Origin of the sequence: Mesorhizobium comanense, from assembly GCF_005503535.1 — a bacterium.
In the GTDB taxonomy this organism is placed as follows: domain Bacteria; phylum Pseudomonadota; class Alphaproteobacteria; order Rhizobiales; family Rhizobiaceae; genus Mesorhizobium; species Mesorhizobium comanense.
Genome location: NZ_SCNN01000002.1, coordinates 378679 through 392621, shown reverse-complemented (window position 1 = coordinate 392621; position 13943 = coordinate 378679). Strand labels below are relative to the sequence as shown.

Annotated in this window: 11 protein-coding genes; 4 read left to right on the top strand and 7 right to left on the bottom strand. The window is 63.6% G+C overall.

Annotated features, from left to right (window positions below; genetic code table 11):
- Window positions 1-72: 72 nt before the first annotated feature.
- The 3 genes from FFS37_RS06305 to FFS37_RS06295 form a co-directional block, all read right to left on the bottom strand.
- The gene (locus tag FFS37_RS06305; protein ID WP_137930074.1) at window positions 73-3462 is read right to left on the bottom strand and encodes an SPOR domain-containing protein; all 3390 of its coding nucleotides are present in this window, start codon (window positions 3460-3462) and stop codon (window positions 73-75) included.
- 103 nt (window positions 3463-3565) lie between these two features.
- Window positions 3566-5323: an arginine--tRNA ligase gene (argS, locus tag FFS37_RS06300; protein WP_137930073.1), complete on the bottom strand. Its 1758-nt coding sequence runs from the start codon at window positions 5321-5323 to the stop codon at window positions 3566-3568.
- A gap of 62 nt (window positions 5324-5385) precedes the next feature.
- The gene (locus FFS37_RS06295; RefSeq protein ID WP_137930072.1) at window positions 5386-6600 is read right to left on the bottom strand and encodes a deoxyguanosinetriphosphate triphosphohydrolase; all 1215 of its coding nucleotides are present in this window, start codon (window positions 6598-6600) and stop codon (window positions 5386-5388) included.
- Between the two features lie 90 nt (window positions 6601-6690).
- Here FFS37_RS06295 and erpA point away from each other — a divergent pair, with 90 nt between their 5' ends.
- Genes erpA through xth form a run of 3 tightly spaced genes read left to right on the top strand, consistent with a single transcriptional unit; the run spans window position 6691 to window position 8241 of the window.
- Window positions 6691-7038 carry an iron-sulfur cluster insertion protein ErpA gene (erpA, locus tag FFS37_RS06290; protein WP_137930071.1) on the top strand — a complete coding sequence of 116 codons (348 nt, stop codon included), beginning with the start codon at window positions 6691-6693 and terminating at the stop codon, window positions 7036-7038.
- Between the two features lie 8 nt (window positions 7039-7046).
- Window positions 7047-7439, top strand: a complete 393-nt coding sequence (locus FFS37_RS06285) for a VOC family protein (protein ID WP_137930070.1) — start codon at window positions 7047-7049, stop codon at window positions 7437-7439.
- 7 nt (window positions 7440-7446) lie between these two features.
- Complete coding sequence (gene xth, locus FFS37_RS06280; protein WP_137930069.1) at window positions 7447-8241, top strand: exodeoxyribonuclease III; 795 nt, start codon at window positions 7447-7449, stop codon at window positions 8239-8241.
- Between the two features lie 97 nt (window positions 8242-8338).
- Here the strand turns inward: xth and FFS37_RS06275 are convergent, their stop codons facing one another.
- Entirely contained in the window at window positions 8339-9055 is a 717-nt protein-coding gene (locus FFS37_RS06275) for a hypothetical protein (protein WP_171026170.1), read from the bottom strand.
- Between FFS37_RS06275 and FFS37_RS06270 the strand changes: the two genes are divergently transcribed.
- The gene (locus tag FFS37_RS06270; RefSeq protein WP_171026186.1) at window positions 8991-9308 is read left to right on the top strand and encodes a hypothetical protein; all 318 of its coding nucleotides are present in this window, start codon (window positions 8991-8993) and stop codon (window positions 9306-9308) included. The two genes, FFS37_RS06275 and FFS37_RS06270, sit on opposite strands and share 65 nt — an antisense overlap.
- 150 nt (window positions 9309-9458) lie before the next feature.
- On the opposite strand, the gene FFS37_RS06265 is transcribed toward FFS37_RS06270, so the two are convergent.
- The 3 genes from FFS37_RS06265 to FFS37_RS06255 all read right to left on the bottom strand — a co-directional run bounded on the left by FFS37_RS06265 (window position 9459) and on the right by FFS37_RS06255 (window position 13513).
- The gene (locus FFS37_RS06265) at window positions 9459-10292 is read right to left on the bottom strand and encodes a tetratricopeptide repeat protein (RefSeq protein ID WP_137930066.1); all 834 of its coding nucleotides are present in this window, start codon (window positions 10290-10292) and stop codon (window positions 9459-9461) included.
- Window positions 10279-12003, bottom strand: coding sequence for a dihydroxy-acid dehydratase (gene ilvD, locus FFS37_RS06260; protein ID WP_137930065.1), 1725 nt, complete (start codon window positions 12001-12003; stop codon window positions 10279-10281). Before ilvD ends, FFS37_RS06265 begins: the two co-directional genes overlap by 14 nt.
- 289 nt (window positions 12004-12292) lie before the next feature.
- A complete protein-coding gene (locus tag FFS37_RS06255; RefSeq protein ID WP_137930064.1) occupies window positions 12293-13513 on the bottom strand; it encodes an OmpP1/FadL family transporter in 1221 nt (406 codons plus the stop codon).
- Window positions 13514-13943 lie beyond the last annotated feature (430 nt).

The window sequence follows — 13943 nt, the reverse complement described above, 5'->3', positions numbered from 1 at the left end:
ACACACGAATACAGTTAAACGAAAACCGGCGCGGTCTTGGGCCGCGCCGGTTCAGAACGGTTGTATCGATGCCTAGCGCGACACGAAGCAATTGCCGCCGGCAGCCTTGTAGCTGGTGCAGAGGTTGATGGCATCGTTGCGCGACTGGGCCGTGACACGGACACGGTAGAACGTGCCCTTGCCGGCGATTTCGGCCTTGACGATGTTTGCCGTGCGGCCGGCAAGCACGCTGCCGTAGCGGCGCTGCAGATCCTGGTAAGTCGACTGGGCGCTTTCCACCGTCGGCTGCGAAGCAACCTGCATCGACCACGAACCGCCACCCGTGGCGGTCGAGGCCGGATCGATCGAAGCGACCTGATCAGGCTTGACCTCGCCGACGACATCGACCGGCTGGTCTGACGGACGCTGCGGCGCCACCGGAACCTTGGACGGCGTGTTGGCCGACTGCGCCTTGGCTTCGGCCTTGGCCGGCTTGGCGGCGGGCTTCAGCGCCGGCTCATCCTGCGCGGCGGCAGGAGCCACGGTGCCTGTCTGGTCGGTGTCGGCCTGGGCCGAGGGCGCCACGTGCTGTGGCGCCGGATCGGTCGGCTCGGCCGAAGCGATCTGCGGTGCGGCCGGCGCCGGATCCTCGCGCGCCACCAGCGAGCCGTCGGACTTGACCACCATGGTCCTGACCTTGCGCGGCGCGACGGCAACGACATCGGCACCGTTGCCCTTGTCTGTATCCTGCAGCACCTGCGCGATGCGGTCCTCGGACTTGGGCGCCGGCGCCGAGGTGTCGGCGGGAGCCGCGCCAGCAGTCGAAACATCGCCACCGCCATCCGCGCCGGCGGCAGCACCCTGGTCGGCGGAAAGGTCGGCGGCGCGGGCCGGATCCTTCGCCTGCACGTCCACGGGAACTTCCGTGCTGGTCACGAGCTTCTGCTGGACCGGCTCGGCGGGCTTCGCGCCCTTGATCACCGCGTCATAGACCTTGTTGTCCTGGTTCGGCACCACGGCGCCGCCGGGATTTTCCGGCTTGACCTTGATCGGCGAATTGTCGGCCTTGACGATGACAGGCGCCTCGCCGCTGCCCTTGCCGCCGAAAGACAGCGCAAAGGCGCCGAGACCGCCGGCAACCGCCACGGCGCCGACGATGGCGGCGATGAACAGACCGCGCCGGCCCGAGGGCCTTGCTGCTTCGCGCTCGCCGAGCCCCGGGACGGACATCGCCTCATCGAGTTCGGGATCGTAGTCCAGTTCGTCGACGGCGAAATCGTCCGCCTGCGAGACCGGCTGGCCGCCGGGCAAGTTGTCGACGTCGAAACCGTCGGCGGCATCGGCATAGGCCGTGGAAGCCGCGCGTGCCGGCATCTCGGCCGGCCGTGCCGCATAGGTGCGGGCTTCCGGTTGATAGGTGGGCCTGGGCTCCTGGTATCCCGAATGTGAGGCCGCATAGGCCGGATTGGCAGCGCCATATCCCGGATTGGCTTCGCCATATCCCGGATTTGCCGCGCCGTAGTTTGCGTTGAAGCCGGCGCTGTAGGCGTCATCCGCATAGGACGCGCTGCTCGCGGGAGCAGGCGCAGCGGCGGGCGCGACCTCCACGGAATTCATTTCCGTAAGCAGGCTTGCGAACTCGGCGTCGAGTTCATCATAGCCGGGCGCGGCCCGCTCATCTTCCTCGAAGTGCAGTTCCGGAATGTCGAGATCGTCCGCCACCGCCACCACGCGCTCCGGCACGTCGACCGTCTCGACATCGGGCATTTCTTCATAGCGCGAGGACTGCCGCGACTGCGGTACCGATGCCGGCGCCGCATAGGGAGCGACCGCCATCGGCTCAGCCGGACGGTATGGAGGCACCACGGCCACTTCAGGTACAGCAACAGCCCTGGCCGCCATCGAGGCAGCGGGCTGGGCGGTGAATGCGGCCTGCTGGGGAACCGGCGTCACCCGGCTCCAGGAGCGGGCCGGTTCCTCCGGAGGCGAGCGCTCCGCCAGCCAGTCGAGCGAATCGGCCTGATCCCGTCGGGAGGCCGGCTCGTCACGCGGATCGAGGCTCTTGGCCAGGGCGGCATCGAAGGCGTCGTTGTCGAAATCGACATCGACGTGATCGACGCCATCCGAGCCGAAATCCTGACCCTGAAGTTCATCGAGCAGCATGGTGTCGAGGTCGGCATCGGCAGCGTTGTGGCTATCGGCGGAATGCGAGCCCTCGGGCACCTGCTCGTCCAGACCCCAGTCGAGATCGCCAACAAGATCGGCAGGTTCTTCCGCGGCCTTCACCGGAGCGGCGACGGGCGGCAGAACGGGAGTTGCAACCGACTGCGCCACGGGGGCTTCCTTGACCGACGGCGCCGTGCGCGCGGTCATGGCGCCCAGAAGCGCGTTCAATTCATCCTCAAGGCTGCGCTCGTCCGCTACAGGCGCTGGAGCGACGGAAACCGCCGGCGCGACGGCAGCAACGGACGCGACAACGGCGGCAGGGGGCGCCGGCCAAGCGGGAACGGCCGCCACCTCGGCGACCGGCTCATGGAGCGTCTCGGCGAACGCGTCGTCGAAGTCCAGATCGAAAGCGTGATCGGACACCGCTTCCGGGTTTGAGTCATGGCTCCGGGTGTCCAAGGCAGCGGCCATTTCGCTCGCCTGCGCCTCATCAAAGGCCATCGGGTCATGCGCCGGAGTGTCGAAATCGACATCAGCCATGGCATGATCGAACTCACCCGCAAAATCCTCTTCGGAAATCGCCTGGGTCTCGTTCGTGACAGCCGCCACCGGCTCCGGATAATCGACCACGGCCACAGCATGACGCTGATCGTCGGAATGGCCGTCCAGCGTCAACTCGTCTTCGAGCGACAGCGCGACAGCGTCATCGAATTCATGATCGGAGACCGGCTCGACGGCCGCCGGCACCTCCGCGGCGGCGTGCCGGCTCTCAGGGACCTCGATGTGGAAGTCCCGATCGAGCGAGGCGGCGAGATCGTCGCCCATCGACTGGTCGTCCTCGAAGGGCAAGACGCCCTCGAGCGAACCAGCGACAGCATTGTCGAAATCGGCGTCGAAATCGGATGCGGGCGACGAAGCGGCCACGACGGGCTGCGCATGGCCGGCATCAGCCGAATGGTGGTCGGCGCCCGTGAAGTCCAGGTGGAAATCATCGTCGAGCGACAAGGCAAGATCATCGTCGGCCGAATGGCTGGCCACCGTTTCGAACGCCGGCTCACGGGTTTCGGCGATTGGGGCTTCGACAGCCGGAGCAGCAACGCTGACGTCGGCGTCGAACTCGCCCATCAACTCCTTTTCGAGATCGATGTCGAAATCGCTCTCTTCAACGGACGGGTTGGCAACAGCGGCTTTCGACTGGGCCGGCGCCTTGACCGGCTGGCGCGGGTCGAATCCCATGATCCTGGTCAGCTCCGCGAACGGATCATCGTCGGCGATGTCGTTGTTGTCGGCTACTCTCAGCTGGGTTCTGTCTGCCATTATTGTTCCCGAACTCGCACTCAGTCGGACGCCATTGACGTCGCGCAGGGTTGGCCCTTACCAGCGCAATGTGGGCAAAAGGTGACAGGTGTTTTAGTCAAACCTAACGCATTTCGGTGGGCGCGGCGGCTCCGATCAGCGTCAGGCCGGACGTCAGAACATCCGAAACAGCCTGCACCAGCCCTAGTCTGGCATGCGTCAATTGTCGGTCGTTAACCTTAACAAAACGTAAGTCCGGATTATCCGTGCCCCGGTTCCAGTGTCCGTGGAAACTGGAAGCCAGATCATAGAGATAAAATGCCAGCCGATGCGGCTCCAGCGCAAGAGCGGCCGACTCGATCAGGCGTGGATACTCCGCGAGCTTGCGGATCAGTCCGATCTCGCCCTCATCGGTCAGCGAAGCCGCCGCCTTCGCCAGGCTGCTGCGATCGAAATTCGCCTCGCCAAGTTGCTCGCTTGCCTGCCGGAACACCGAATGGCAGCGCGCCGAGGCGTACTGCACGTAGAACACCGGATTGTCCTTGGACTGCTCGGTAACCTTGGCGAAGTCGAAATCGAGCGGGGCGTCGCTCTTGCGGTAGAGCATCATGAAACGCACAGGGTCGCGGCCGACCTCTTCCACGACTTCCCGCAACGTGACGAAGTCGCCGGACCGCTTCGACATGCGCACCGGTTCGCCGTCACGGAACAGCTTGACCAGATTGCACAGGAGCACCGTGAGCTTGACATCGTCGCCGGCAACGGCGCGAGCCAGAGCTTCCAGCCGCTTGACGTAGCCGCCATGGTCGGCGCCTAGCACATAGATCAGGTCGACGAAGCCGCGATCGACCTTGTCCTTCAGATACGCCACATCGGCTGCGAAATAGGTGAAAGATCCGTCCGATTTGACCAGTGCCCGGTCCATGTCGTCGCCGACCGCCGTCGAGCGGAACAGCGTCTGCTCGCGGTCTTCCCAATCGTCCGGCTTCTCGCCCTTGGGCGGCGGCAGCTTGCCCTTGTAGATATGGCCCTTGAGCGTCAGGTCGTTGATCGCCGAGCGGATTTTCCGCGCACCATCGGCATGCAGAGTCCGCTCCGAGAAGAACACGTCGTGATGCACGTTGAGCAGCGCCAGATCTTCACGGATCATCACCATCATCGCATCGATGGTCCTGTCCTTGACGATTGCCAGCGCCTCGTCATCGGGCATCTGCAGCAGGGAGCGGCCGAACTCCTTGACCAGCGCGTGACCGACCGGAACGAGATAATCACCGGGGTAAAGCCCGGCCGGAATCTCGCCGATATCCTCGCCAAGCGCCTCGCGGTAGCGCAACAGCGCCGAGCGCCCGAGCACGTCGATCTGCGAGCCCGCATCGTTGATGACATATTCCTTGGTCACGTCGTAACCGGCGAACGCCATCAGGTTGGCCAGCGCATCGCCCACGACCGCGCCACGGCAATGGCCGACATGCATCGGTCCCGTCGGGTTGGCCGAGACATATTCGACATTGGTTTTCCGCCCGGCCCCGATCGTCGAGCGGCCATAGTTGCGCCCCTCGCCCAGAAGCGCCGACAGATGCGCCTGCCAGAAACCGTCCTGGAGCCTGAGATTCACGAAGCCAGGGCCGGCGACCTCGGTTGCGGCGACGTCCTTGTCCTCCCGCAGCGCCTGGGCCAGTTTCTCGGCCAGCACGCGCGGGTTCTGGCCGGTGGGCTTGGCCAGCACCATCGCCGCGTTGGTCGCGAGATCGCCATGGCTGGCGTCGCGTGGCGGCTCGACGGCAATGCGCGACAGGTCGGGCGAAACGCCGTCCTTGTCTTTCAGATCGAGCGCTTCGACAGCCTTTGTGACCCGCGCGGTGAAATCGGCGAAGATGTTCATGGGTATTGCTCTGGCGGCTTTATGACGAATCCGGCTCGTTGGCCGGCAAAATCGAGCCCGCCCTAGCTCAAATCCGGCGTGCGGTCAAACAAACGCCTGTGTTCCTTCAGCGCGTAAGTGTCGGTCATGCCGGCCAGGAAGTCGGCAACGCTGCGTGCCTTGATGCGGTCGTCGGCCCGGTCCAGCCCCTCGCGCCAGCCATCCGGCATGGCGCGCGGATCGGCGAAATAGACGTCGAACAGGTCCCTGACGATCTGGTCGGCGCCGGCCCGCACCCGCATCACCTCCTGGTGGCGATAGAGGTGCTTGTAGAGGAATGCCTTCAGCTCCTTCTCGGCCGCGGCCATCTCGGCGGAAAAGGCCACCATCGTTTCGCCCGCCGCCCTCACCGCGTCGGCGCTTTGCGGCCCAGCACGCTCCAGATTGGCGGACGCGCTGACGATGACATCCTCGACCATGGCAGTGATCTGCCGCCGCATCAGTTCGTGGCCGGTGCGCACGTCATCGAGCCGCGGGTAGCGTTCGCGCACCCCCCTCAGGATCGCCCCGGGCAGCGATACTTCCTCCAGCATGTCAAGCGTCAACAGCCCAGCCCGCAGGCCGTCGTCGATGTCATGCGTGTTATAGGCGATGTCGTCGGCGATGGCGGCGCACTGAGCCTCGATGCCGGCGAACTTGTCCAGTTCGAGGTCCTGCAGCTGCGAGTAGTCGCGAATCGCCTGCGGCACCGGTCCCTTCAGGCCGTTGCCAGCGCTGTCGGTCAACGGGCCATTGTGCTTGACCAGCCCCTCCAGCGTCTCCCAGCTGAGATTGAGGCCGTCGAATTCGGCGTAGCGCGCCTCCAGCCTCGTCACGATGCGCAGCGACTGCGCGTTGTGGTCGAACCCGCCCCACGCCGTCATCTTCTCGTTCAGCGCGTCCTCGCCGGTGTGACCAAAGGGCGTGTGGCCGAAATCATGCACGAGCGCCACCGCCTCGGCGAGATCCTCGTCGCCGCGCAGTGCCCGCGCCAGAGCCCGCGCGATCTGCGCCACTTCGATCGAATGGGTGAGACGGGTGCGATAATGGTCGCCTTCATGGGCGATGAAGACCTGCGTCTTGTGCTTGAGCCGCCGGAACGCCGTCGAATGAATGATGCGGTCACGATCGCGCTGGAACGGCGTGCGGGTCGGGCTCTCGACCTCGTCGAACAGCCGGCCGCGCGAGCGCGCCGGATCCGTGGCATAGGGCGCGCGCGGCCGGTAGCCGAATCCGATGTCGCCCAACTCATTGGTCATGGCCGATGCTGCCGCAGTTGACTTGGTCCTGTTGACTTGGCCCCTCGCGCTTCATACCTATCATGTGAAACCGAAAGCAAGGTGACGCCCATGGGCGCGGATGCCAAGACCGCCATGAAAGTCGAAATGACCGAGTCCGCCGCCAAGCGGATCGCGAAAATCGTTTCGGGCGAGGCCGGCAAGACGGCGCTGCGCGTTTCCGTCGAAGGCGGCGGCTGCTCTGGCTTTTCCTACAAATTCGATCTGGTCGATGCGCGCAACGACGACGACATCGCCATCGAGAAGGATGGCGCGACCGTCCTGATCGACGATTTGTCGCTTGTCTATATGGGCGGTTCGGTGATCGACTTCGTCGACGATCTGATGGGCCAGTCCTTTCAGATTCGCAATCCGAACGCCGTCGCCTCCTGCGGCTGCGGCACCAGTTTTTCCATCTAACGCCTGCCATGCCTGCCATCGGCGCGGTCCGTCAGGTCGCGCTGTCGGCCGGCCGGGACCTCGATTCAACGCTCGCCTTCTGGCGTGACGTGCTCGGCATGGGCGTTCATGCCCGCTATGACCCGCCCGGCATCGCTTTCATCATGGCCGGCGGCATCAGGCTGTTTTTCACGGACGGCATACCGGCAGGAACCGTGTATCTCGATATTTCGGGATTGGAAGACTTCCATGCCCAGGCAAAGGCCGCTGGTGTCCCCTTCACGGCGCCGCCCGCCCTCGTGCATCGCGACACCGAAGGCACGTTCGGCCCGGCAGGGGAAAGCGAATGGATGGCCTTCCTAAAAGACCCGGCAGGCAATACGGTCGGGCTCGTCGAACGTCTCGCGCCGGAAGAACATTGAGGCCGCCATGAAAATCGTCACCTGGAACATCAACGGCGTGCGTGCCCGCATCGGCAACCTGACCCATTGGCTGACGGAGAGCGCACCCGACATCGTCTGCCTGCAGGAGATCAAGACCGTCGACGAGCAGTTCCCACGCGCCGAGATCGAATCGCTCGGCTATAATGTGGAAACCCATGGCCAGAAGGGTTTCAACGGCGTGGCGCTGCTGTCGAAACTGCCCTTCGACGAAGTCAACAGAGGCCTGCCCGGCGACGATGCCGACGAGCAGGCGCGTTTCATCGAAGGCGTGTTCTCCACCGACAAGGGTGCACTGCGCGTCGCATCGCTCTATCTGCCGAATGGCAACCCGATCGATGACGACAAGAAATTTCCCTACAAGCTGTCCTGGATGGCGCGGCTGGAACGCTGGGCCGAAGAGCGCCTCAGGCTGGAAGAGGCCCTGGTGCTGGCCGGCGACTACAACGTGATTCCCGAGCCGATCGACGCCAGGTTCCCGGAAAACTGGCTGGGCGACGCGCTGTTCCAGCCGCAGACGCGGCAGGCGTTCCGCCGGCTGCTCAACCTGGGCTTCACCGAGGCGGTGCGCGCCGTCACCGATGCACCCGACACCTATACCTTCTGGGATTACCAGGCCGGCGCCTGGCAGAAGAACAACGGCATCCGCATCGACCATCTGCTGCTGTCGCCGGAAGCCGCCAACCGGTTCTCCTCGGCGTCGATCGAAAAGCATGTCCGTGCCTGGGAGAAACCCTCAGATCACGTTCCGGTGGCGATCGACCTGGCGCTGCACCCGGCCTGAAGCGCGTCGCGTCGAAAACGGATTTCATTAGCAGCGCTTCAGATCTTTGTATCCATGCATGTCGTCACCCTAAAATCGTGGCGACATGCATGACCGCCTATGCGGCCTGCCAGGCTTTCAGCACGTGCACGTCTTGCGGCTCCGCCGCGGGCCAGAGCTGCACCAGGTAGCGGTCCTCTCCTTCGAGACCGTTCTCGCTCAGCGTGTCGAGACCGGACAAGTTGATCCGGACGCCTACAAAGCCCGCTTTCACGGCAAGCCGGGGCGCCGTGGCCTCGGAATCGGTCAAGCCGGCCAGCACGAGCCGGCCCGTGGGGCAGGCGAAAGCCGCCTCGACCACGTGCTGAAACGCATCGAGATCGGGCACGGGGCGTTCGTGATGCCATTCGACGGAGACCGGCACCATCATGTTGCGGGCCGTGTGAATGATGACCGAATGCGATCCGGCCATGAGATGCCGCGCGATGCCCTCATCCGTGTAATCGTCGGGAAGGTCGGGATGGGCTTCGTCGCGCAGATATATCTGGAAGTAATCCGCGAAGAGATCGCCTTGGTAGAGAATCTGGAACATGAAACCTTCCACGCATTGCTGGGTCGCAGTATCGCTCGCTCCGCCAGCCTTGTCGCCGGCTTCCACGCGCTCGCCATTTCGAAAGACGGGCTGCATCTTGCGGCCAGCTCGATCAACATTCTGCTTGTCCGTAGCGGACCTTGTATCGCCACAATCGGGCGCATGATGGAAAATCATCATGGCGGCCGGGGTTCCCATGACCACGAAATCTCTACTTTTTCCGATCGGCGTGGCCATCGCCATGGCCGCTCCCGCCGCGGCTTTGGCCGACCAGGAATGCCTGGCCAACGGAAAATCCTATCAGGTCGGCCAGGTCGCCTGCCTGACGGTAGCCGACCAGAGCCACCTCGCCCGCTGCGACATGGTGCTCAACAACACATCCTGGACAAAGGTCGGCGACAAGTGCCCCGGCAATACGATGGCGCCGCATCTGCAGATGACGCCGATCTCGACGCCCGCCCCAAGCATGGTGCCGACCGAGCCGACCGAGAACTGATTTTCCGATTGGCCGATCTACCCGCGAGGTGTCCGGAACGGCAACGGGGCATGCGGGAAAGCGCGCGTTGGTCAGATCCGCGGATGCCGCGAAACCTTCACCAGTTTGAAGCGGGCGATGACAGCCGGAAGACCCAGCCTTCCCGCCACGCTACTGATCCGCGTTGTTGCCCTTGGTCAGGATATCATCCGCCAGCGAGATCGCGGTGCGGCGGTCGGCTTCGCCGGCGGCGGCGAAGGCCTCTTCCTGCATGCCGCGAATCCAGGGTTGGTCGGCCGGTGAGGCACGTTCGAGCGCAGCGGTCATCATCGCCAGGCCGCGCACGATCTTGCCGCTCTGGAACAGCAGATGGCCAAGCGTCGCCTGCGCGCCGGCATGGCCCTTTTCGGCCGCGAGCTGGAACCAGCGCCCGGCCTGCTTGACGCTGGCCTTCACGCCGCCCTCGCCCTTGAGGAACATCTGTCCCATCTCGAACTGGGCGTTCGGGTTGCGGTAGTTGGCGGCGGCGCGCATGTAGTATTCCTGCGCCGCCACCTCGTTCTCGGTAACCGGGCTGCCGGGAATGCCGGTGCGCAGATAATCGCCGAGCGCCACCAGCGCGTCTGAGACATAGCTTTCCTCGGGCGAGCCGGGCTCCACGTCCTGATCGACGATCTCGGAGAAGAACTTGAACGCCTCATAGTCGTCCCGCGCCACCCCGTCGCCCTCGGCATACATGCGGGCAAGCTTCCAGGTCGCGCCGATCTGGCCGTTTTCGGCGGCGTATTTGTAGGCCTCGGCGGCCTGTTCCTTGTGGCCGCTCTTGTAGGCGGAGAAGCCGAACTGGAACACTGCCCAGGGACTCGACTGCGGCTTCACGCCGCCGGTCTTGTCGTCGAACACCTTGTCGTCGAAGGCCATGGCCTGGCCCACGGCGCCAAAGATCGCGACAGCGACCAGTGCCGACAGGACAGATGACCTCTTCAACAACTCAGATGTCCGCATAACAGTGTGTTTCTTTCGCACCGCCCGGATGGGTGACCGCGCCGTCGCGGGCGGACCCAACCGTCTGTGCATATTTCCAAATCGCGCCCGACTGATAGTCGGTCTTGCGCGCCTTCCATGTCTTGGCCCTTGCCGCCAGTTCCGCCTCGCTCAACGCCACGTCGATGGTGCCGTTCACGGCGTCGATCGAGATCACGTCGCCATCCCTGACAAGGCCGATCGGACCACCCACCGCCGCCTCCGGCCCGACATGGCCGATGCAGAAGCCGCGCGTCGCGCCCGAGAAGCGGCCGTCGGTGATCAGTGCCACCTTGCCGCCCATGCCCTGGCCGTAAAGGGCCGCTGTCGTCGACAGCATCTCGCGCATGCCCGGGCCGCCGCGCGGGCCTTCATAGCGGATGACGAGAACCTCGCCTTCCCGGTAGGCGCGGTTCGTCACCGCCTCGAAACATTCTTCTTCCGAATCGAAGCAGCGTGCCGGACCGGAGAACTTCAGTTCCGCCATGCCCGCGACCTTCACGATCGCGCCTTCGGGGGCAAGGTTTCCCTTCAAGCCCACGACACCGCCGGTTTGGGTAATTGGTCTGTTGGCCGGGCGGACCACATCCTGATGCTCATTCCAGGAAACATGCTCCATGTTTTCGGCCAAAGTACGGCCAGTCACCGTCAGGCAATCGCCATGCAGATAACCGTGGTCGAGCAAGGTCTTCATCAAGAGCGGAATGCCGCCGGCTTCGAACATGTCCTTGGCGACATATTTGCCGCCCGGCTTGAGGTCGGCGATATAAGGCGTCTTCTCGAAAATGCGGGCAACGTCGAACAGGTCGAACTTGATGCCCGCCTCGTGCGCGATCGCCGGCAGGTGGAGCGCCGCGTTGGTCGAGCCGCCGGTGGCCGAGACCACGGTCGCTGCATTTTCCAGCGCCTTCAGTGTGACGATGTCGCGTGGCCGGATGTTTTTGGCGATCAGCTCCATCACCTTTTCGCCCGAGGCGAAATTGAAACGGTCGCGCATCTCGTAAGGCGCCGGCGCGCCGCAGGAATAGGGCAGCGCCAGGCCGATCGCCTCGGCGACAGTCGCCATCGTGTTGGCGGTGAACTGGGCGCCACAGGAACCGGCGGACGGACAGGCCGCCTGCTCGATTTCGAGCAGTTCGGAATCACCGATCGTGCCGACCGAGTGCTGGCCGACCGCCTCGAACACGTCCTGCACGGTAATCTGGCGGCCGCGATAGCTGCCGGGCAGGATCGATCCGCCATAGATGAAGATCGACGGCACGTTGAGGCGCACCATGGCCATCATCATGCCGGGCAAGGACTTGTCGCAGCCGGCGAGGCCGACCAGCGCGTCGTAGCAATGGCCGCGCATGGTGAGCTCGACCGAATCGGCGATGACCTCGCGCGACACCAGCGACGACTTCATGCCCTGGTGGCCCATGGCGATGCCGTCGGTGACGGTGATGGTGCAGAATTCGCGCGGCGTGCCGTTGGCGGCGGCAACCCCCTTCTTGACCACTTGGGCCTGGCGCATCAGCGAGATGTTGCAGGGCGCAGCTTCGTTCCAGCAGGAGGCCACACCGACCAGCGGCTGTGCGATCTCCGCGGCCGACAGGCCCATGGCATAGAGATAAGAGCGGTGCGGCGCGCGCGCCGGCCCGACAGTCACATAGCGGCTAGGGAGCTTAGCCTTTGAAATGACCTTGGCGTCCATTCTCTTCCTTGCCGCGGGCGGCGCGGCCTGTCCCATCGCCGAGCCTTTTGGCGCGTGTCCCGAGACGATTTCGAGGTGCGCCGGGTTTATGGCGGGAAATGGGCAATTTCCTTGGCCTGACTTTTAGCGCAGGGGTTGTTCAGAAAGTGTTGCCGAAACGTCACAATTGCATGAGGCGACCGCAGTGCGGCTAATATGCAACGCCGCTTGGATGCTCGAGGCACGGGTAATTTCCGAGTAACAAAAAAGGCCGAGCAATGCTCGGCCTTTTTGTAAAACTTTCAATGGATTAGAACTTGATCTTGACGCCACCGGAGATCGCCGTGACCAGATCGTTACCGAAGTCGTAGCTGACTTCTGTGCCGGCGGTATAGCCATTCGCGTCGGTCAGCGTACCGGAGTGGCCGCTGGTCAGAACACCAATGGCACCAGCCAGGCGCAGTTCGATGTTGGGCGTCGGCGTGTAGGCAACGCCGCCGCCAAGCGTCCAGGTATCGGTCTGATCGCCATAGCCATGCGAGGTGCCACGATCCCATGAAATCTGGGCCGCGCCGCTCCACTGCTCGTTGAACTGGTGGCCAATGCCGCCGGTAATCGTCCAGCCGTCGCGGTACATCAGGTCGAGCGAGGTCAACCTGACTGGAAATGGGGAGACCGTCGTACACCCGAGAGCCTTGGTCTCCGGCGAGCAGACCGGAAGACTTTGCAGCACGCTCCAGTTCACCCACTTCACCGAACCAAAGGCAAGCCAGCCGGGAGAGATGCCCGATTGCAATTTCAACTCTAACGAATCCGGCATGGACTGCGCGGGGGTGTATATGTCGCTCACGCTGCCGCCGGTATTCAGCGTGCCCGCGATGTTGTCGAGTTTCACCTGCGAATTGTAGACAAGGCTGGCGCGCAGCGCGATATCGGGGATTTCGTAGGCAATGCCGGCGCGCCAGCCCCAGCCGCTGCCGCGTAGATCCACACGGCCGATCGTCGTGCCCAAGCCGGGGTCCGCATAGCTCTCCTTGAAGCCATAGACCTCCTGATAGAAAACACCGCCGATGAAGCGCAACTGACCTTTGCCGGCATCCATCTTGTAGGAGCAGGTTCCGGCATAGTTGTTGCTTTTGATCTGGGTGTTGATGTTGGAGTAGGAGCCGTTCCAGATGCCGGGATTGGAACTAGCGCCCCAGGGCTGCGAGTAGTCGAACATGCAGTCGACCCCCTTCACCACCTCCGCCTTCACGCCGACATAAGGCACCCAGTAGCCCTCGGTGTTACGGGCGGTGCTCTTGCCCGTCAGGCCGCCGCCCGATGTGTCCACCGCGTTCTTGAGGTCGCGTTGCGGCATGACATAGGTCGCCCCCACGTCCGAGGCGAACGGCGCAGGGTCAAACAGGAGATCGATGTCATAACCGCCCCGCTCCAAACCACCGGCGTAGGCCGCATTCGTCGCGGTCCCGATCAAAGCCAGGGAAAAGCATCCTGCCCCCAGCAGTGCCTTCAAACGCGGGTAGTTCATGAGTCTCCTCCCCAAAGAAACGAGTACAACCCAAGCAAGAGCCAATTCGCATGGGTTACGCAACAACGTTTTCAAGAGGCGTACATGTACATATTTTACGGATGAGTTCCGCCTGGCGACACTTGGCGGCACCGGCATGCCGAAAACCGCCGTTTTTGCGTGCGGCTCGCCGGGGAAAACAGGAAAATGCTGCCGGGCCTTCACAAAAAGCGGCAATCTGCGGGTCAAACGGCCCGATGTCACATTATGGCAACAATCGGCCACAAACTTCCGTTTACGTCAACGGCAATATCTGCGCACGAGCTAATATGCGAACGAGGCGCTTGTATCTTCAAGCTGTGGGATGAGCGGGTATCTCGCAAAAAAGGCCGAGCACCGCCCGGCCTTCAAACTGCTCACAAACCCTGCCCTTTTGAACCCAGAAGGTCGC

What these genes read in the sequence shown, in the direction of transcription:
- FFS37_RS06265 (WP_137930066.1), bottom strand. Translation starts at nt 10,292, where the DNA reads ATGCGGACATCTGAGTTGTTGAAGAGGTCATCTGTCCTGTCGGCACTG.
- ilvD (WP_137930065.1), bottom strand. Translation starts at nt 12,003, where the DNA reads ATGGACGCCAAGGTCATTTCAAAGGCTAAGCTCCCTAGCCGCTATGTG.
- FFS37_RS06275 (WP_171026170.1), bottom strand. Translation starts at nt 9,055, where the DNA reads ATGGCGATGGCCACGCCGATCGGAAAAAGTAGAGATTTCGTGGTCATG.
- FFS37_RS06295 (WP_137930072.1), bottom strand. Translation starts at nt 6,600, where the DNA reads ATGACCAATGAGTTGGGCGACATCGGATTCGGCTACCGGCCGCGCGCG.
- argS (WP_137930073.1), bottom strand. Translation starts at nt 5,323, where the DNA reads ATGAACATCTTCGCCGATTTCACCGCGCGGGTCACAAAGGCTGTCGAA.
- FFS37_RS06285 (WP_137930070.1), top strand. Translation starts at nt 7,047, where the DNA reads ATGCCTGCCATCGGCGCGGTCCGTCAGGTCGCGCTGTCGGCCGGCCGG.
- FFS37_RS06255 (WP_137930064.1), bottom strand. Translation starts at nt 13,513, where the DNA reads ATGAACTACCCGCGTTTGAAGGCACTGCTGGGGGCAGGATGCTTTTCC.
- FFS37_RS06305 (WP_137930074.1), bottom strand. Translation starts at nt 3,462, where the DNA reads ATGGCAGACAGAACCCAGCTGAGAGTAGCCGACAACAACGACATCGCC.
- FFS37_RS06270 (WP_171026186.1), top strand. Translation starts at nt 8,991, where the DNA reads ATGGCGGCCGGGGTTCCCATGACCACGAAATCTCTACTTTTTCCGATC.
- xth (WP_137930069.1), top strand. Translation starts at nt 7,447, where the DNA reads ATGAAAATCGTCACCTGGAACATCAACGGCGTGCGTGCCCGCATCGGC.
- erpA (WP_137930071.1), top strand. Translation starts at nt 6,691, where the DNA reads ATGGGCGCGGATGCCAAGACCGCCATGAAAGTCGAAATGACCGAGTCC.